Raw genomic sequence first — 18,510 nt, 5'->3', positions numbered from 1 at the left:
GCGCCACGGGTGAGGTGAAATTGCAGAACGGTTCCCGGAAAGATGCCAGGAACAGCACACAGGATGCGTGCGCTCCCCGAACTTTAAAACACAAAACGCCCCGGGGATGGCTCCACGGGGCGTTCTGGAAGTTCTTATGGGGCGGCCTTAGGCGAGGCGCTGAAGCAGCCAGCCGAGGAGTTCGCTGATCTTCACGCGGTGCTGGGCGTTGCTGTCACGCTCGCGCACGGTGACGGTGTCTTTGAGCTCGTCGCCTTTTTCGCCGAGGGTCTCGAAGTCGATCGTCACGCCGAAGGGCGTGCCGGCTTCGTCCTGGCGGGCGTAGCGGCGGCCGATAGCGGCGGTCTCGTCGTAGAAGCAGTTCATGTGCTTCTTGAGCAGGTCGTACACTTCGCGAGCCTTGCCCACGAGTTCCGGCTTGTTCTTCAGCAGCGGGAACACGCCCACCTTGATGGGGGCGATGCGTGGGTGCAGACGCATGATGGTGCGCACTTCCGTCTTGCCGTTGACGTCGGCCTTCTCCTCCTCTGTGAAGGCCTGGGCCAGCACAGCGAGGGCGAGGCGGTCGAGACCAGCAGACGGCTCGATGACGTGGGGGACGTAGAAGCCCTTGAAGAGGCGGTCGAACCAGGCGCGGACTTCGGCCTCTGTGAGAGGGGTGCCCTTGGTCTTGGCGGCCTCGAAAGCGATGCGCTTCTGGATGAGGGCTTCCTTCTGCCCGTCCGTGAGCTTGGCGGCGGCCACCTTGAGCTCGTCGTCGAAGAACTCCTGCGGTTTGCCGCTGTGCTTCTGGTGCTGGCTGAGGTCGAAGTCGCCACGGGCGGCGATGCCTTCCAGCTCCTCGGTGCCGAAGGGGAACTTGAAGAGGATGTCCACGCACGCACGGGCGTAGTGGGCAAGGTCGTCCGGGCCCTGCCAGTAGTAGTCCAGCACATCGGTGCCCAGGCCGATGGAGTTGTAGTACTCCACGCGCTGGCTCACCCAGTAGCGGTGCCACATGTCCCAGCCCCAGTTGGGCTGTGGGGTGGAGAGGTCGGCCCCTTCCGACCACGTGACCACGGAGCCCGCAAGGATTTCGACGGCCTCGTCGGGCTTGATGAAGAACTCGAGCTCCATTTGCTCGAACTCACGGGAGCGGAAGGTGAAGTTCTTCGGTGTCACCTCGTTGCGGAAGGCCTTGCCGATCTGGCAGATGCCGAAGGGCACCTTCACGCGGGAGGAGTCCACCACGTTGCGGAACTGGGCGAAGATCGCCTGGGCGGTCTCCGGGCGCAGGTATGCCACGTCCTTCTCCGTGGCCGTCGGGCCCACGTAGGTCTTGAACATGAGGTTGAACGGCCGCGGCTCAGTGAGCTGGGCACCGTTCTCGGGATTGTAGGCGCGGGTGTTTTCCACCTTCTCGCCCTGCTCGCCGCCGGTCGGCTCTGGCGTCTTCACACCACGGGATTCGTAGAAGAGCTTGGCCACCTTCAGGGCGGATTCCCGGGGCTTGCCGAAGGGGGTGAGGACGGCAAAGGGCACATCGCTCTTGGTGCTTTCCTCACCGGTTGCGCCGGTGAAGTGGTACACCATGCCACTCTGGAGGTCCACGTGGTCGGCGCGGAAACGCTTCTTCGTGAGCAGGCAGTCTGCCATGGGGTCGGTGAAGGTGTCCACGTGACCGCTGGCTTTCCAGATCTGCGGGTGCATGATGATGGTCGCGTCCAGGCCGACGACGTCTTCACGCTCGCGGGTCATGGCACGCCACCAGGTGTCGCGCAGGTTGCGCTTGAGCTCGGCTCCCAGAGGACCGTAGTCCCAGAAGCCGCCGATGCCACCGTAGATCTCGCTCGACTGGTAGATGAAGCCTCTGCGCTTGCAGAGACTGACGAGCTTTTCCATGGAGGACGTGTCTTTCTTGTCGGTGGACATGCTGGGGTCTGGGTTGAAAGGGACCGCGAAGAAGCCACCTTTCGGGGGAAAAGCAAACGGGCTTTTGTTTGCTTGCAGCGCCCGCCAAATCCGTACAGTTCAATGACAATGAGCATCGTAAACCTCGGACTGATCCAAACCCACGCCACGGATGACAAGGCGGACAACCTGCGTCGCACCCTGCAACTGATCCGGGACGCGGCCGCGAAGGGCGCGAACATCGTGTGCCTGCAGGAGCTGTTTTTGACCCCCTATTTCTGCAAGCGCGAGGACACGGATCTCTTTGATCTGGCGGAAGATGTGCCGGGCGACACCACTGCGCAGTGCCAGGCCCTGGCCAAGGAGCTGGGGGTGGTGATCATCGCCTCCCTCTTTGAGAAGCGCGCCCCCGGTCTGTATCACAACACGGCCGCGATCATCGACGCGGACGGCACCTACCTGGGCAAATACCGGAAGATGCACATCCCCGAAGATCCGGGCTTCAACGAGAAGTTCTACTTCACCCCCGGAGACTTGGGCTACCGGGTCTGGGACACGAAATTCGGCCGCATCGGCGTGCTGGTGTGCTGGGATCAGTGGTACCCGGAAGCGGCCCGCCTCACGGCCATGGCTGGGGCGCAGATCCTTTTCTACCCCACCGCGATCGGCTGGCTGAAGTCGGAGAAAGACTCCCTGGGCACCTCCCAGCATTGCGCCTGGGAAACGGTGCAGCGTGGCCACGCCGTAGCCAATGGCTGCTACCTCGCGGCGGTGAACCGCGTGGGGACGGAGGAGGAGACGGAGTTCTGGGGCCAGTCCTTCGTGGCCAGCCCGTATGGGGAATTCGTGGGCAAGGCTTCCTCGGACAAAGAGGAGATCCTCATCGTGCCCTGCGACCTGAAGGCGGTGGAGGACTTCCGCCGCATCTGGCCGTTCTTCCGCGACCGGCGGATTGATAGCTACGAGGACGTGACCAAGCGGTGGCGTGATCGGGATTGAGCGCGGCCTTTTAGAGACAGGATTGACAAGATTTTTGAAGGATTAACAAGATGGGATCCGGATCCTGATTCCGAGGGTTGGTTTAGACAGAATTAACAAAATCTACGGAATTAGGGTTTCCTGATTCGGTCCATGTTGGAAGGGGGGAATTCGGAGCCCTACTTCCTCCAGCCTGCGAAGCGGGCGTCTCAACGGCCAGCTTGCGGGCCCCTCAACCAACGAAGTGTCTCAACCAGCGCAGCGTCTCAACTACCTTCCCCAGCGGGGATGGTATGTGGCGAGGTTGCCAACAGAAAGGGATTGAGTCGAGCCTGATTCTGGCTTTGGAAGGGGGACAATGTCTGCCAGCAACGCTACTCCCGATTCAAGCGAGAACTATTACATGCCTGCCGAGTGGGCGCCACAGGAGGCCGTATGGCTTTCCTGGCCCGCCAATCGTGACAGTGCGCCGGAGACGCATGAGGTGCTGCAGGCGAAGTTCGGGGAGATCGCGGCCGCAATCACGAAGTTCGAGCCGGTGCGGATCAATGCGGCAGGGGACTGGCACAAGCGCATCTGGGCCGCGATTGAGGCGCAGAAGGGTGACATGTCCAAGGTGGAGCTCTATGAGCACCCGACCAACGATGTGTGGTGCCGGGACCACGGACCCATCTTTGTGAAGCACAAGGAGATGGGCAAGCTGGCGCTGACGGACTGGCAGTTCAACGCCTGGGGCGGCAAGTTCCCGCCGTGGAATCTGGACAACGAGGTGCCGGAGCGGGTGGCCAGGGCGCTGGACGTGCCGCGTTTCTCCTCGCCCATGATTCTGGAAGGCGGTTCCATCGAGGTGAACGGTGATGGCGTGTTGCTCACCACGGAGGCCGTGTTGCTGAACAAGAATCGCAACCGCGACTGGTCGCGCAAGGAGATCGAGGCGGAGATCAAACGGCACCTCGGGATCAGCAGTATCTTCTGGCTGCGTGAAGGCATCGAAGGGGATGACACGGATGGGCACATTGATGACATCACGCGCTTCATTCGTGAAGACGTGGTGCTGACCATGGTGGAAAAGCGCCAGAGCGATGCCAACTACCGGATCCTGGAAGAGAACCGCGAGAAGCTGGCGGATCTGCGCACTACCAAAGGGGGCAAGGTCGAGGTATTAACCCTGGAGATGCCCGAGCCCCTGGTGCCCAAGGCAGGCTGGCGCCTGGATCGCCTCCCCGGCAGCTATGCGAACTTCCTGATCGTGAACGGCGGCGTGTTGGTGCCGGTGTTTGATCAAGGCAAGCGCGATGATCATGCCCTGGGCTTCATCCGCGAGTGTTTCCCGGGTCGCGAGGTCATTGGCATTGAGTCCTCGGACATCGTGTTCGAAGGCGGCGCGCTGCATTGCATTTCCCAGCAGCAGCCCAGGTAGAGGGGGCTTTTTTAGACAGGATTGACAAGATGGGCTTCGGGGCATTGGTTTAGACAGAATTAACAGAATTGGGGCTTCTGAATTCAATTCTGTTAATTTTGTTAATTCTGTCCAAATCCTCTCCCTGAGGCGCGTCAACCTTTCTTGCTTTCCTCGAACTGCTTTCTCCAGTATTCCAGGCGTTCGCGCACGCGGGCTTCCATGCCGTTGTCGCTGGGCATGTAGTAGATACGGCCTTCGCCTTCGGGCAGGTAGGACTGGGGGACGTAGCCGCCTTCGTAGTCGTGGCTGTACTTGTAGCCCTCGCCGTGGCCGAACTGCTTGGCCCCTTTGTAGTGACCGTCACGCAGGTGCTTGGGGACGGGGAGGGTGCGGCCGTTTTTCACATCGTCCATGGCCTTGCCAATGGCGACGGTGGTACGATTGCTCTTCGGAGCGGTGGCGAGGTACACGGTGCAGTGGGCGAGGATGTGGGCGGCCTCAGGCATGCCGATGAACTCGGCGGCGTGTTGGGCAGCCACGGCCACACGTAGGCCGTTGGAGTCGGCCATGCCGATGTCCTCGCTGGCGGAAATGACGAGGCGGCGGCAGAGAAAACGGATGTCCTCGCCGGCGTAGAGCATCTTGGCCAGCCAGTAGATGGCGGCATCGGGATCGGAGCCGCGGATGGATTTGATGAAGGCGCTGATGGTGTCGTAGTGCGCGTCTCCGTCGCCGTCATACACCACGGTCTTCTGCTGCACGGACTCCTCTGCCACGGCCAGATGGATGTGCACCTTGCCCTCGGCACCGGCCGGGGTGGTGAGAGCGGCGAGTTCGAGGGCATTCAGGCACTTGCGGCCATCGCCATCGCAGACCACGGCGAGATGGCGTTTGGCCTCGGGGGTGATTTCCACATGCAGTTTGCCCAGGCCTCGTTCCTCATCCGCAATGGCCTGGTCGATCAGGCGCTCCAGGTGCTCGACGGTGAGGGGTTCGAGGGTGAACACCTGGGACCGGCTCACAAGGGGGCTGTTGATGTAGAAGAAAGGATTGTGCGTGGTGGCCCCGATGAAGCGCAGGGAGCCCCGCTCCAGATGGGGGAGCAGCACGTCCTGCTGGGATTTGTTGAAGCGGTGGATCTCATCGACGAAGAGCACGGTGCCGATGCCATTGAGGCGCTCCTCCTTCTCGGCGGCGTCGGCCACCATGCGGATTTCTGCAACGTTGCTCTCCACCCCGCTGAGGGTGACAAAACGGGAGTGCGTCTCGTTGGAGATGATGGTGGCCAGGGTGGTCTTGCCCACCCCGGGAGGCCCGTAGAAGATGAGGGAGGAGAACCGGTCCGCCATGATGGCCCGGCGCAGGAGTTTGCCCTCCCCGAGGATGTGCTCCTGCCCGACATACTCATCCATGGACCGGGGCCGCATGCGGGCAGCCAGCGGGGCGTGACGGGAGAAGACGGGCTTGCCCTTCGTCGGCATCTGGCCGCGAACTTTGCGAGGGGGTTCGTCGTCTTCGGGGTTGAAAAAGTCGGCCATCGGAATCGAAAACATCGCCTACGGGGCAGGGGAGGGCAACGGCAAAGCAAGCCGCCCGCCTCGCAGAAAAATCCAGACAAAATTGATAGGGAATCTTGAAATGTATCCCTGTCAGCGCTAACGACGGAAAGTGAAAATTTCGAAGAAAGCCGAATACGCCCTCCGTGCGGTGCTGGCCATGAGCCGCAGCGCTACGGGCACGATCTTCTCCATCCAGAGTCTGGCGGAAGAAGAGCGTATTCCCCTGAAGTTCCTTGAGCAGATTCTTCTCATTCTTCGCAAGGGCGGCATCATGCACAGTCGCCGCGGAGCCGGTGGGGGCTATCAACTGGTACGTCCCGCCACCCGGATCACCGTCGGCGAGATTCTTGAGCTTGTGGATGGGCCGATCGAACTGCTGCCCGACGGCAACTCCCTGTCCCCAGGCTTGACCTCAGCTTTCCAGGAACTCCAGGGGGAAATGCAGGCTTGGCTTACGAAGATGACGCTGGCGGATGTGATGCAGCGGGAGCAGCTACGTGGAGCGGTGAGCTTCGATATTTAGGGAGTTTAAGGAGTCGAGACGCCCGTTCCGGGCTGGTTGAGGGGACCGCAAGCGGCCTGTTGAGACGCGTTGCTGGTTGAGACGAGCTACGCCCTGGAAGGGGGCATCGAGATCAGCGACGGGAAATGTGTGAAGTTGCTGTATCCCCTTGCTTTTCTGTCACATGGCGTTATGATCAGTCAGTGACTTTCACTTGGGGGCGTTCTGGTTTCGACGGATTGCTAGAAGTGGAGGCTGCATGCCGCGGATGATTCGTTGGCCGCGTTACCAATTCGGATCAAACAAACTAAATGCGAACTCTAACGAGCTTGCCCTCGCCGCTTAATTGACGGTGACGTTCCTCCAGTGAAGTCTGTGAATTGGAGGGGCGACTACTTACAGGCTGGCCAAAAGAGCGGGCGACCGGCTCCGAGGCGAGATCTACAGGCCGCTGGTTGGACGGTATCCTGGCAGTAGGAGACTGGACATCGAGATCAAATTATTGCCTGAGCATGGAGACGCTTTCATGGAAGGTGGTTCGGACAGGGGTTCAACTCCCCTCGCCTCCACCAAGTGAAGATCAGCCACTCGCCTAAGTAGGGAGTGTGTAGGTGGTTCTGGAAAATTGCACGTGATAGGGTGCCTTCCAGATTACTCAAGCAGTCCTACCGAGTCAGCTCGATGTTGATCCCTAATCGGGAAACAGAGGTCTTAATCGGCAATGAGCGTGCTCTTGGAGCCGGACATCCGATACAGGCAGCAAAGGAGCCTGGGCGGCGAGAGCCTCTGCACAACGCTTTCAGCGTTGATAATACTGTCCATTACACCCAACGTTGACTCGCTGGAAGCTCGTCCAACATTGGGCTGTGCTACAGATCCCCTTCGGGGATTGAGTTCGGACTCGCGCATCCATTCCCACCTGCAGGTGCTTGATTCCCAACCGTCCAGTACCCTTCAGTTGTTGACGTGCTGAGAACTGACAATCGCGCATCGGGGCGGCCACCAAGGGATCTATTCAGTCGAAGCTGTTCCTCGAAGAGGATGTGGCTACAAGCCCAATGTCGACGAGCCTCCTGCGAGTCTCCCCTGCCAGACATCAAGGCGAGTATTGAGACCTCACGCATTCGATCACCTTGTTTAGAATTGCCGGTCAACCTCCAGCGGATCTATTCTGTCTCAGTGCCCCAACTTGCCTGATTGCGTACTCAAGTTCATCTGCGATGAGATGGGATTCAATGGGCTGGGGGGGCAGGTTGGCGGGGACGCAGAGTCCCTTTTCGTGAGCTCTGCATGCTAGGTAAAGGTGAATTCGGCAATTACGTAGGAAAAATAGAGCATGAATAGTTGGTGAAGAGACCCAGAATGCTTGTATTCTAAACGGCAGATGGAACACGTCCTATTCGAACAAAATGTGGTTACAGTCACCACCGCAAGATTCATCGTGCGAGGGCAGACGTATGCCGTGCGAAACATAACTTCAGTGAAGCCTGTCAAGTATCCACCTAATCGTATTACACCAGCGGTTTGCCTATTATTCTGTGGCGCATTGGCCACGCTTGCCTTTGCGTATGATACTATTGAGCTAGCCATTTGTGCGATGCTAGCAGTCGCTGCATGCGTTTGCTGGTTGGTTCGGCAGAGATCGGTATTCGCGGTTATTCTAGTCACCTCAGGTGGAGAGGTGCGAGCCCTGGAGCACTATAAGTGGCCCTTCATTGATCGTGTGGTTGTTGCGCTAAATGAGGCCATAGTATCGCAGCATTGACCCTGGTGGATGCCTGTTTGGTTGTAGTCAGAAAAATGCGGTGGGCCAGAGACTCCTGCTGACCCACCGCACCCTTTGCTCTCTCACGGGTTCACCGCGGGCAACAGTCCCGGGCCGCCATCCAGGCTGACGGGAGTGGTGCTCGCTCCGCCAGACACGGGCGCTGTGGGGGCAGGCGCGGGTTTGCGGACGGGCTCGCCGGAGGGATCAATCAGTTTGGCAGTCACGAAGATCATGAGGTTGCGCTTGAAGTGGTCTTCGGCCTTGCTCTGGAACAAGCGGCCTAGAAAGGGCAGGTCGCCGAGGATCGGCACCTTGTCCTCCACATCCTGCACGTCTTCGCGGATGAGGCCGCCCATGGCGACAGTCTGGCCATCCCACACTGTCACCGCAGTGGTGACCTTGCGGGTGGAGAAGACGGGTTGCTCGATCTTGTTCTCTGTGAGCGTTACGGTGGTGGGGTTCCCCAGCGCATCCGTCGAAGCGGTGTTGATGGGGCTGCCGTAGTTGATGAAGCCCTCGAATTCGGTGACCTCGGGAGCGAGGTTGAGGTCGATGGTATAACCATCCGGGCCAATCACGGGATCCACTTCCAGGCGGACGCCGACGGGGCGCATCTCAAATGCGGTGGGCGTCGTGGGGGTGACGGGGAAGGAGGAGGTGGAGGAGGTGCCAGTCGTGGAGGTGGAGCTGGTGGCGCCGAAGTTCTGGGGGATCTGCGGCGGATCGAACTCTGTGGGATAGATGAACTCACGGATGACCTCCACGGTGGCGCGCTGACCTGAGCGTGTGGTCACGCTGGGGGCGCTCATCAGATCCACCCCCTTCTTCTGACTGAGCGCCCGAATGGTGACCTGGAACTGGGGATCAGTAAAAACACCGGCCAGGGAGAAAATGCCCGGAGCCACGCTGGAAGCGGCGCTCTGGCCGGAAATAAGCCCGTCGATGGAATCGGACGCGATTGCTGAGGAGCCCGATCGGTTGCCTGAGGTGATAGAATTCTGTCCCACAGGGGTGCCGTCCTGGGTGAAGGCATAGTCAGTAGAGGTGGCGGAGGTGCCCCCGGAACCGAAGGTGCGACCGCCAATGTCAAACTGCCCTAGGAGCCAGTCAAAGCCCAGCTCGTCCGTGTTCTTCTGACTCACTTCCACGAACTTGGTGGTGATGTAGATCTGCTGTGGAACGGCCTTGGTGAGCCCTTCCACAAAGGCTTCCACCTGGTCCAGATTGGGCTGGGTGTTGCGCACAATGAGCTGGGAGGTGGCGGCCACGAAAGTGGCGGAGGAACCTTCCGGGAAATTGATGCCGTTGTTGCGCAGAATCTCCAGGGCGGTGGCCTTGGGCTTGAGCGCGGCTGCGGCGGTGGACGTGCCGCCGCTGGCGAAGGGATCGGGCGCAGTGGCGGGGGACGCCGCAGAACTGTCCTGACCCAGGCTCAGGAAAGATGGCGGCACCTTGAAAGTGCGGGTGTACTGCTCCGTGCCCACATCTGACAACGGCACCACCACCACGGCATAGGGCTCGATCTTGTACTTCATGCCCGCGAGTTCGGTGATATAACGGAGGGCCTCGACCATGGGCACATCTTTGAGATCCAGGCTGATTTGTGCGGTGGAGGGCGAGGCGCCCGCTTTGAGGATGAGGTTGACTCCCCGCCGGCTGGGGTCGCGCTCCACCGTGTCGTAGTCGCGGCTCTTGATGCGCATGAACTCGATGGCTTCATCAATGCTGGCGCCTTGGAACTGTACGGCGGGAAAGATGATGCGCTGCATCTTCTCCGTGTAGTACCGGGAGGCGTCGGGGCCACCGGTGTAAACATCGGTGACGGTGGAGGTCACCGCCGCTGGGACCTGGTCCTCCCAACCGGCGTTCACCGCGTTGAGCATCTTGGCGCGTTGGTGATCGCGGGCGGTGTCGTAGTACTCGGCACGCTTCTGCTCAGCGCGCTCCATGCCGCGACGTGCGGCACCGTTGTACTTGTCGATCCGCAGCGCATCTTGAAACGTGCGAATGGCGGCGTCGTAGTCGCCAATGTTGTAGTAGCTGTAACCCATCTGCAACGTGGTCTCCACCTGAGCGACGTTCTTGACGTGCTCTGGTGTGAGGGCGGGTTCGTGGCGGGCGGGGTCATCGAGATCAGCCAGGAGCTTTCGCGCCGACTCAGAGGGGGAATTGAGTTTCAACACTCCCTCCAGAAGGGCGCGTGCCTCCGCATAGCGTCCGTTCTTGGCACGCTCCCTGGCAAGGCATACGGCGGCATCGCCATATCGGGCCATGGCCTCCTCCCTGAGAGCCTGGGTTCTAGGAGCATCGGGGAGGAGGTCGATGGCCGCCTGATACTCCCGGGCTGCGGCTTCACAATCTGCGTCCTTCATGAGGGCGTCCCCCCGGGTCAGGCATTCCCGGGCCTCGGACTCTCGCTGCATGCGTCGGGCGAGTTCTCGCTCGGCCAGGCTGGTGGCTCCTCCCCCAGCATGGGGAGCGCCGGCCATGGCGGGGGCCAGGGCGCAGCAGCACAGGAGGGAGGTGTGACAAAAGATGAGGGCGGGATTCATGTGGGGAACGGGAGATGGTAAGTCAGAAGCAGATGGAGCGGTGGGCGCGTTTCATCGAACCCGCGGCCGTGTTGCGGCCGGGGCGGGATCGATGCGTGGGACTGGGGCGGTAGAAGAGCTAGCGGGAGGACAGGAAGTAGCGCCGGGAGCCCGTCACGGTCATCTTGATGGATTCGGAGCTTTCTGATATCTCGTCGATGGTCTTGGGGGTGATGGCGGCAAGAAAGTCCGGATCGCTCAAGAAATCGAAGATGTCTCCCACTGCCACGGTGCCGTCTTCACCGGCGCTGATATCGGCCAGGCTTTCAGCGATCTGCTGGGCCAGGCTGGCGATGATGGACTGGGCGTCTGGGTTGATCAGGGTCAGCTCCCCGGTGCCGCTGAAGCGGAGCTGGGGATAGGTCTTGGTGATCTTGGCCACAAAGTTGCCATTGGCCACGAAGCCACGACCGCCGTTGTTGACCACGCTGCTGGAGGCATTCACCGAGGAATTTGATGTGGTCTGTGAGCTGGTGCTGGATTGTTCATCCAACGTCACTTCTGACTGTGAGTTGAACACACACGTGACCTCTTTTGCCTCCATGTCCGACATGCCCGTGGCATTGCCAAAGAACGCCACCCCCTTGTAATACAAGACTGCGCGATTGAGATAGCTGCCTACAGATGAGGCGGACGTGGTAGTCGTGCTGCTGGATGAGGAGGAACCGGACGAAGCTGAAGGGCCGAGGTCTGCGTTGTTGGCCCATTGTACGTAGCCGCTGCCGTTCGTGTAGCGGATGGAGGCCTGATAGACGCCCTGGTCATCGAGCGTCGCGCTGTAGTCTCCGTTGTCGAAGGGCCCTCCTACCCAGGCTTGAGCCGAGGTGTGACTAATCAAGAAGAGTAGGCCTGCCAGGAGGCAGGCAAAGGAGGATTTCCGATGGGGTTGTTGGCGGGGGTTCATAGTTGGGTTGTTGGGGCTTATTGACATGGCTGGGACGAGCGAATTCCGGAGGCGGGTTGCAACTGACCTGCCCGTTTGGTGTTGTGAATGGGTGTCAGTCAGTTTTCCGGCCTGCCAGAAGGCTTCGCTCGTTGCGGAGAATGATGGAGGGTATCAACGAGGTCGAACCTCTTGGTACCAAGCCGGGGAATGATGTCGCAGACGCCTCGAAAATGATGACGAACCAAACTCCTCTCCGCTGGCGGCAACGCCGTCCCAAGCACATCCCGGGCGGGATGGACGGTGCAGGAATCATAAGAAAGCTGTTGCACCGAGCCGATGGAAACGGCTTGATATCCGAAGTCGGCACGGGAGTGCGCTGGACGGATCGGACAGGAAAGTGCAAATCGCATTCGCTCATGCTCGGGGGCGGTTCACGAGATAGCGTCGCCCACGTTGCACTTTGTCTGTGACAGAAAGTAAAACGGAACATCCACCCGCTAAGGCTGGTGGAAACATAAAACGTATTTCATGAACCCTGATGCTTCTGCCAGTGTTGCGATGGTGTCTGGTGGAGATCCCGGCCGCCCTAATCCAAGAGCTCAAGTGTTGGACGATGACCTCAGGTTTGAGCGGACGACCAGGGTGGTAAATATGATACTCTGGCCGATGCTGGCGGTGCTGTTCGCCACGCAGTTCAAGTTTTCGGCCGCACAGTCCTGGACCTTTGCGCTGCTCTTCGGGGCCATGCTCTGGATGCCGTGGATGCTTTTGACGCCGGTCATCGTCAGAGGGGTGAAGCGCTGGTGCACGACGCCCCATCACCTGGCGATGGACATGCTCGCCTGGATGGTGGGCATGGTGCTGTGTGTGGGATTCTACGCGGTGGTGGCAGAAGCAGGCATGGATGAGGCGCGGGACAAGGCGCGGGATCTACGGCGTCCGCCGCCCTCGTCCTGGCGGGAAAATCCGCCGCCCAAACCACCGATGTTTGTCCCGCAAGTATTGGTGGGGATGCCTGTCTATCTGGGGATCACCGCGTTTGCCGTGATGTCGGTGGCCAGGGTCAAGATGCGGGAACGGGAGCGTCGTGTGCTGCAAGCCACTGCGGAGCTGCACCGCTCCCAGTTGGAAATGCTCTATGCACAGCTGCGGCCGCATTTCCTGTTCAACACGCTGAACACGATTGCCTCACTGGTGCATCGTGAGCCGGAGGTGGTGGATCGTATCGTCACCTCACTGGGGGTGCTGCTGCACGAGACGCTGGAAAGCGACTTTAACCGTGAGGTGACCTTGGAGCACGAGATCGAGCTCGTGGAGATGTATCTGAAGATCGAGCGTGCGAGATTTGGTGATGGATTGAAACTCACGACGGACATCGGGGCGGACTGTCAGATGTGGATGGTGCCGGTGTTGATCCTGCAGCCGGTGGTGGAGAATGCCGTGCGGCATGGACTGGGACCTCGCAAAGGCGTTGGGACCATCGCCATCAAGGCGCGGCTCGAACCCGAGCTGAAGATGCTGCGTCTGGAGGTGCGGGATGATGGAGTAGGCATCAAGGAGCCGCTCCGCGATGGCATTGGCCTGGAGAACACCCGCGCCCGGCTGCGGGCGGCGTATGGTGATCTGGAGGGGCTCGACAAGAGAGTCACGGTGCTGCCCTGCGAAGAGGGAGGCTCCATCGCCGTGATTGAAATTCCGCATGGGAGGTGCCTATGAAGAGCTGGAATCTGCTGGTGGTTGAAGACGAGACGCCTGCCCGGGACCGGATGCGGCGACTGCTGGCCGCTCATTCTGACATGGAAGTGTCGGAGGTGGAGGATGGGGCGCAGGCCATGCGCTGGCTGGACAGTCACGAGGTGCACATCATGCTGTTGGACGTGCAGCTTCCTGATTTGAGCGGGCTCGAGATTTTGCAAAGGATGAAGAACGTGCAGCCACCGGTGATCATCTTGGTGACGGCCTCTCGTGCGCACGCCCTGGACGCCTTTGAATTCAGCGCGATCGACTACCTGCTCAAGCCGGTCGAGAACCGGCGTCTGGATGTGGCGCTGGACAGGGCGAGGAAAATACTCACTTCATTGCAGGATCAGCCCGTGAAACCGGCGCTGGAAGCCGCACCAGGAACTCTGCCCCCATCGCTGGCAAGGATCCTGGTGCGCTCTGGCATGCGCGAGCAGATCGTGAGGGTGGAGCATATCCTGTGGGTCGAGGCCGATGGCAACTATGTGAACTTGCATTGTGTGAAGGAGAAGCATTTCATCCGGGAAAACATTGGCAAGCTGGAGCAGATGTTGCCGGCCTCGCAATTTGTGCGTGTAAACCGTTCCGCGCTGGTGAACATCGAGAGCATTGTGGAGATTCGCCATTCCGGGAAGGCGGCACGAGCGGTGTTGACGGATGGGAGTGAACTGCCGCTGACCTGTGCGATGCGGGAGTTGAGGGACCGGATGCAGTTTGGAGGAGGGTAGGGCGGTGGCTCAGTAATTCAGTAATTCAGTAAATCGGTTGAACGGTGCGTCAGTGCGTCAGTGCGTCAGTGCGTCAGTGCGTCAGTGCGTCAAATTGCGAGTTATCTCATGAACCCGGAGGGTTCGCCATGCGTAGCCATGGGTCGGCCGATCCCGCAAGGCGGGAGAGGACTACCCATGGTATGTCCTGGGGTGGATTCTACCGCGGAGCGGTAGGCCAGCGGATCCAAATGACGTGCGGCGTGAGTTGTGGGATGATCGTCTGGGGCGGGCGATGCGATGGGCCTACCGCTGCGCGGTAGAGCGGCAGGCGGGCGTCCTGGGGTAGCCCTCGCTATGCTCGGTCGACCCCAGGCTATTCATGGTGAACCCTCCGGGTTCGGGGATCGCGAATGCGGAAAGCGGAGTGGTGGAGTGGGCAGATGCGTTCCCACAAAAAAGCCCAGGACGGCGTGGCCGGTCCCGGGCTTGAGGAGGATGGACTGTTTTCCTAGAACTTCCAGGTCACGCTGGCGGAGACGTTGAAGGGCTCGCCGGGGAGGATGTAGAGTTCGTCATAGGAGCCAACAAAGTGGCGCTTGTCGAACACGTTGTTGAAGTTCACCTGCACGCGGTAGCTGTCGCGCTCGTAGTAGAGGGCGGCATCCACCAGGCCGTAGCTGGGAAGATTGAAGGTGTTGTAAGTGTCGCCGGACTGGCTGCTGTAGTAGCGGCCTCCCAGACCCACGCCGAAGCCCTTGAGCGGGCCGTCCTGCACGGTGTACTTCAGCCAGGCGCTGACGGTGTGATCCGGTACGCCGAGGAGCGGGGTGCCGACTGGGATGTCGTTGTCTTCGGTGACCTCGGCGTCAAGGTAGGTGTAGGCAGCCGTCAACTTGAGGCCGGGCAGGAGCTCGGCGGCGGTCTCGAACTCGAAGCCGCGGCTGCGCTGCTCCCCGCTGACAGTGGCATCAAACGGATTGGCCGTGGCGAGGTTGCTGGTGGCCACGTTCTCACGGGTAAGGTGGAACACGGAGATCAGCCCGCTCAAGCGGCCGTCCAGAAGGTCATACTTCAAGCCGCCTTCCCAGTTTTCACCCTCTTCGGGGGCCACGGGAAGATCGCTGTCGTCACGGGAGCCCCACTGGGGTTTGAAGGCGCGGCTGTAGTTGGCATACGCGGCAAGTCCGGGGATGAGTTCATAGGTGATGCCGGCCTTGGGGGTGAAGGCGTCGTCCTTCACATCCGCAGGCACGCTGCCATAGGACCCGGAGTCATCCAGCCAGAGCCACTCATAGCGTCCACCGACGGTGAGCGTCAGCTTGTCAGTGAGCTTCGCGTGATCCTGGATATAGACGCCGAAGTTGTCCTCACTGGAGGTGAAGGAACCTTTGATTTTCGGCTGGGGGATGCGCTGGTTGTAGTTGGGGCGGAAGAGATCGATGGCCACGTACGAGCCGGGGAAATCATCGTAGTTGATCTCGTGGTAAGTGGTGTCCTGCTCCGAATGGAAGTAGTCGGTACCGATGGTGAGAGAGTGTTTGATGGAGCCGGTCTCAAAGCTGAAGTCCACCGCTGTGTCCACCATGATGCGCTGGTGCACCCCGCTGTTGTAGTCATACGGGTTTGCATAGAGCGTGCGGAGGTCATCGCTGAGGACGGAGTTGTAAAGGATGTTGTCCCAGTTCTGGTCCACGCGGTAGTAGCTCAGGTTCTGGCGCACGGTGGCGGTGTCGTTGAAGCGATGCTTAAACTCATAGCCCAGGCGCAGCGTCTCGATGTCAATCTTGCCCGACTTGCCGGGAATGCCGATGAAGCGGTTCACCGGGATTTCTCCGTTGGGGTTCGGCAGCACGGTGCCACGGGCCGGCAGCGGCATGGCAAAGATGCCGTCGTCCTTCATGTAGTGGGTGAGGAAGGTGAGGCTGGTATCCTGGCCCCACTCGAAGGTGAGGGAGGGGGCGATGAAAAGACGATCGTAGTCATAGTAGTCAACGAACGAGCCGCTCTCCTTGTAGAGGGCATTGAGGCGGAGATAGATGCCCAGGCCATCGCTGGAGACGGGAGCCACCGGGGCGACGTTCTTGGCGTCCTTTCCTGAAACCGGTGCCATCACTGGCGCGGGCGTGAGCAGGGGGATGTTCACATCCAGCGTGCCCTGGTAGAAGTCCCACATGCCACCGGTGAAGCCCACTTCACCGCCGAACTCGCGCTTGGGCTTCTTGCTCACGAGGTTCACGATGCCACCCAGAGGAGCCTGGCCGTAGAGTGCTGAGGCTGGGCCTTTGATCACCTCCACACGCTCCAGACCGAACGTCTCGGCACCGGTGCCATCGTAGTCGCCGCGCAGACCGTCTTGATACGTGGTGAAGGCCGCGTCAAAGCCGCGGATGCGGTAGTAGTCCCACTCGGAGTAGTAGCCGCCTGGGGTCACGCCGGCGACGTTCTTGATCACATCTTCCAGATTTCTGGCACCCTGATCCACAATCAGATCTTTGGTGACGATAGAGATGGCCTGGGGGGTCTCAAGCAGCGGCACCTCAGTTTTGAGGCCACTGGTGATGACTGCGGGGGCAACGTAGCCATTGCCTTCCGAAGCTGCGGTCACCGTGACGGTGTCCAAGGTGGTGACTTGAGCCACGACTGCGCCGGGAGTGAGCGCGCCGAGCAAGAGTGCGGGGATCGCACGAGCTTTGAGTTTCATTGAGAGTCGAATGGTTGAATTTCGGCCGGGTTCATAGTGCAATTGATTCTGAGAAGCAATCGCAAATAGTGGGCGAGTTTTATTCCCTGCCTCGCATCCATAGGCCGAAGTTTGGCCAGGAAGGGGCTCTCCTCAGTCGTGGGAAACGGTTGCGGCTGCTGCTTGGGAGCCCGCGGCCCACTCCAGCAGGCCGACGACCGCCCAAGCGGTGCCCCAGTAGGTGGAGGTGGGAATGGGCTTGTTTTTGTCACGGCCGCGGGTGCTGGGTACGAGCCAACTGCCATCGGGCCGCTGCGTATCGTTCAGATAGCGGATCGCCCGTTGTGCCGCCTCTGAAGCGGCGGGATCGGATTGGTTGGAACTCTGTGATTTCGCGAGAGCATAGAGGGCCAGACCCGTGCCATAGGCGTCGCCAGGTTCCGCAACGAGCCAGCCCCAACTGCCGTCGGGATGCTGGAGCTTGAGCAGAGCGTCCCGTCTGGATTCGTCCTCAGGGTGAAGGAGGAGGCGGGTCGCATACCATTCGATGCTCTGCCCAGAGGCGGCAGTGGCGAGGAAAGTGTCTGCCCGTTTCTGGGCGGAGGTCAGCGTTGGATTGGTCGAGGGCTTGGCGGTTCCTGGTACGGGGAGGGGCTCCAGAGCGAGCAACGCCCACATGGTGGACACTTCATCATTCTCCCGGGCGGGGCGCTTGCTGAGAGGAAGCTGGCCACCAGCCTTCCACGAGCCGTCCTTTTGCTGATGTTCCAAGAGGAGAGCGCGAAACGAGTCCGCCCAATGCTGCGAGCCAGTCGAGGAGTCAGCCGCTGCGGGAAGCTCGGATGGAAGGGCGAGCAATAGAAACGCCATCGTGGCGGTGTTGGCGGCGGCAACTTTCTGCAGGCCTTCTTTGTCGCCGGACTGGTTCCAGTTCTTCCAGTCTACCGCCCACTTTGAGGTTTCTTCCAGATGCTTCTGATCCACCTGTAGCCCTGACTGCGCTGCCCGATGCAGCCCCCAGAGCATCGACGGTACCTGGTGACAACTGACGCAACCGCGGTCATCGATCCAATCTTGGCCTTTCTCCTTCAGGAAAGGCAGGCTGCGCGCGGTAATGGCTCTGGGAGATGCAGGCGATGGACCAGGATGGGGCGCGGGTTCCGCAGCGATGCCGTGGAGATGGAAGCTCCCGGCCATCATCACCAGAACAGTAAGGCGGCACGCGGCATTCATGATGCGGTGGAGGTAACGAAGGGAAATGCCGTGTCTTGCCTGATACGTGAAGAGGTGAGGTTCTTAGGCGCGCCTGATTGGCACAGTCCGAACCCCCATTGGACCCCTGTCTGGATCGAGATGCGCTTCACCCATGGCATCGACAAGATGTATAGGCACGCGCCAGTCTGGACGGGCTACGCTTCTAACCCCGTAAACCTCCTCTATCATGAAAAACCGCTTCTTCCCAGGTCGCAGTGCCTTCGCCTTCGGCTGCCTGCTGACTCCTATGCTTGCTCTTTCGGCTCTGGCCCAGAGTCCAACGACACCCACTGCCACCCCTGCCGACCCGGATGCTCCTCGACTTGAGGTGCAAACGCCGGCGGAAGGGTTCACGCTTTTTAATGGAAAAATGTATCGGATTAGCAACGGCCAAGCCGTGCCCGTGACCGAGGAGAAAACGCTGCGCATCAGCAGCAGCGGGGCGACTGACTTCACCGGGCAACCCCTGAAGATTCCGGCGGGATCCATGCTCACCGTGGATGGTCGGGTAGTGCCCATGCCGGGCGGTATTCGTTTTACGGACGGATCA

Annotated in this window: 12 protein-coding genes and 1 other RNA gene; 7 read left to right on the top strand and 6 right to left on the bottom strand. The window is 60.3% G+C overall.

Annotated features, from left to right (window positions below):
* Window positions 1-147 precede the first annotated feature (147 nt).
* The gene (locus BV034_RS25310; RefSeq protein WP_050029748.1) at window positions 148-1,911 is read right to left on the bottom strand and encodes a glycine--tRNA ligase; all 1,764 of its coding nucleotides are present in this window, start codon (window positions 1,909-1,911) and stop codon (window positions 148-150) included.
* Window positions 1,912-2,019: 108 nt separating this feature from the next.
* Here BV034_RS25310 and BV034_RS25305 point away from each other — a divergent pair, with 108 nt between their 5' ends.
* On the top strand, window positions 2,020-2,889 hold the full coding sequence (locus tag BV034_RS25305; protein WP_081888104.1) for a carbon-nitrogen hydrolase: 870 nt from the start codon (window positions 2,020-2,022) through the stop codon (window positions 2,887-2,889).
* 337 nt (window positions 2,890-3,226) lie between these two features.
* Window positions 3,227-4,288, top strand: a complete 1,062-nt coding sequence (locus tag BV034_RS25300; RefSeq protein ID WP_050029746.1) for an agmatine deiminase family protein — start codon at window positions 3,227-3,229, stop codon at window positions 4,286-4,288.
* Window positions 4,289-4,422: 134 nt separating this feature from the next.
* On the opposite strand, the gene BV034_RS25295 is transcribed toward BV034_RS25300, so the two are convergent.
* Entirely contained in the window at window positions 4,423-5,823 is a 1,401-nt protein-coding gene (locus BV034_RS25295; RefSeq protein WP_081888103.1) for a replication-associated recombination protein A, read from the bottom strand.
* Between the two features lie 115 nt (window positions 5,824-5,938).
* Here BV034_RS25295 and BV034_RS25290 point away from each other — a divergent pair, with 115 nt between their 5' ends.
* Together BV034_RS25290 and ssrA are read left to right on the top strand one after the other, a co-directional pair.
* Window positions 5,939-6,352 carry an Rrf2 family transcriptional regulator gene (locus BV034_RS25290; protein ID WP_050029745.1) on the top strand — a complete coding sequence of 138 codons (414 nt, stop codon included), beginning with the start codon at window positions 5,939-5,941 and terminating at the stop codon, window positions 6,350-6,352.
* Between the two features lie 195 nt (window positions 6,353-6,547).
* Window positions 6,548-6,903: a transfer-messenger RNA gene (ssrA, locus tag BV034_RS34270) on the top strand.
* A gap of 1,276 nt (window positions 6,904-8,179) precedes the next feature.
* On the opposite strand, the gene BV034_RS25285 is transcribed toward ssrA, so the two are convergent.
* Complete coding sequence (locus BV034_RS25285) at window positions 8,180-10,651, bottom strand: Amuc_1098 family type IV pilus outer membrane protein (RefSeq protein ID WP_050029744.1); 2,472 nt, start codon at window positions 10,649-10,651, stop codon at window positions 8,180-8,182.
* Window positions 10,652-10,769: 118 nt separating this feature from the next.
* The gene (locus BV034_RS25280) at window positions 10,770-11,528 is read right to left on the bottom strand and encodes a hypothetical protein (protein ID WP_265593461.1); all 759 of its coding nucleotides are present in this window, start codon (window positions 11,526-11,528) and stop codon (window positions 10,770-10,772) included.
* Window positions 11,529-12,104: 576 nt separating this feature from the next.
* On the opposite strand from BV034_RS25280, the gene BV034_RS25270 reads away from it, so the two are divergent.
* Both BV034_RS25270 and BV034_RS25265 read left to right on the top strand, forming a co-directional pair.
* A complete protein-coding gene (locus BV034_RS25270; RefSeq protein WP_081888102.1) occupies window positions 12,105-13,292 on the top strand; it encodes a histidine kinase in 1,188 nt (395 codons plus the stop codon).
* Window positions 13,289-14,044 (top strand): LytTR family DNA-binding domain-containing protein, encoded by a 756-nt coding sequence (locus tag BV034_RS25265; RefSeq protein ID WP_050029740.1) that lies wholly within the window; start codon window positions 13,289-13,291, stop codon window positions 14,042-14,044. Before BV034_RS25270 ends, BV034_RS25265 begins: the two co-directional genes overlap by 4 nt.
* Window positions 14,045-14,534: 490 nt before the next feature.
* Here the strand turns inward: BV034_RS25265 and BV034_RS25260 are convergent, their stop codons facing one another.
* Together BV034_RS25260 and BV034_RS25255 are read right to left on the bottom strand one after the other, a co-directional pair.
* Entirely contained in the window at window positions 14,535-16,727 is a 2,193-nt protein-coding gene (locus BV034_RS25260) for a TonB-dependent siderophore receptor (protein ID WP_050029739.1), read from the bottom strand.
* A 132-nt stretch (window positions 16,728-16,859) separates the two neighbouring features.
* On the bottom strand, window positions 16,860-17,939 hold the full coding sequence (locus BV034_RS25255; RefSeq protein WP_050029738.1) for a hypothetical protein: 1,080 nt from the start codon (window positions 17,937-17,939) through the stop codon (window positions 16,860-16,862).
* Between the two features lie 208 nt (window positions 17,940-18,147).
* Between BV034_RS25255 and BV034_RS25250 the strand changes: the two genes are divergently transcribed.
* On the top strand, window positions 18,148-18,510 hold a 363-nt coding region (locus BV034_RS25250; RefSeq protein WP_265593460.1), incomplete at its 3' end, for a hypothetical protein.

The sequence above is a fragment of the Verrucomicrobium sp. BvORR034 genome (assembly GCF_000739635.1).
Taxonomy (GTDB): Bacteria; Verrucomicrobiota; Verrucomicrobiia; order Verrucomicrobiales; family Verrucomicrobiaceae; genus Verrucomicrobium.
This window is presented reverse-complemented; position numbering and strand designations above follow the sequence as displayed.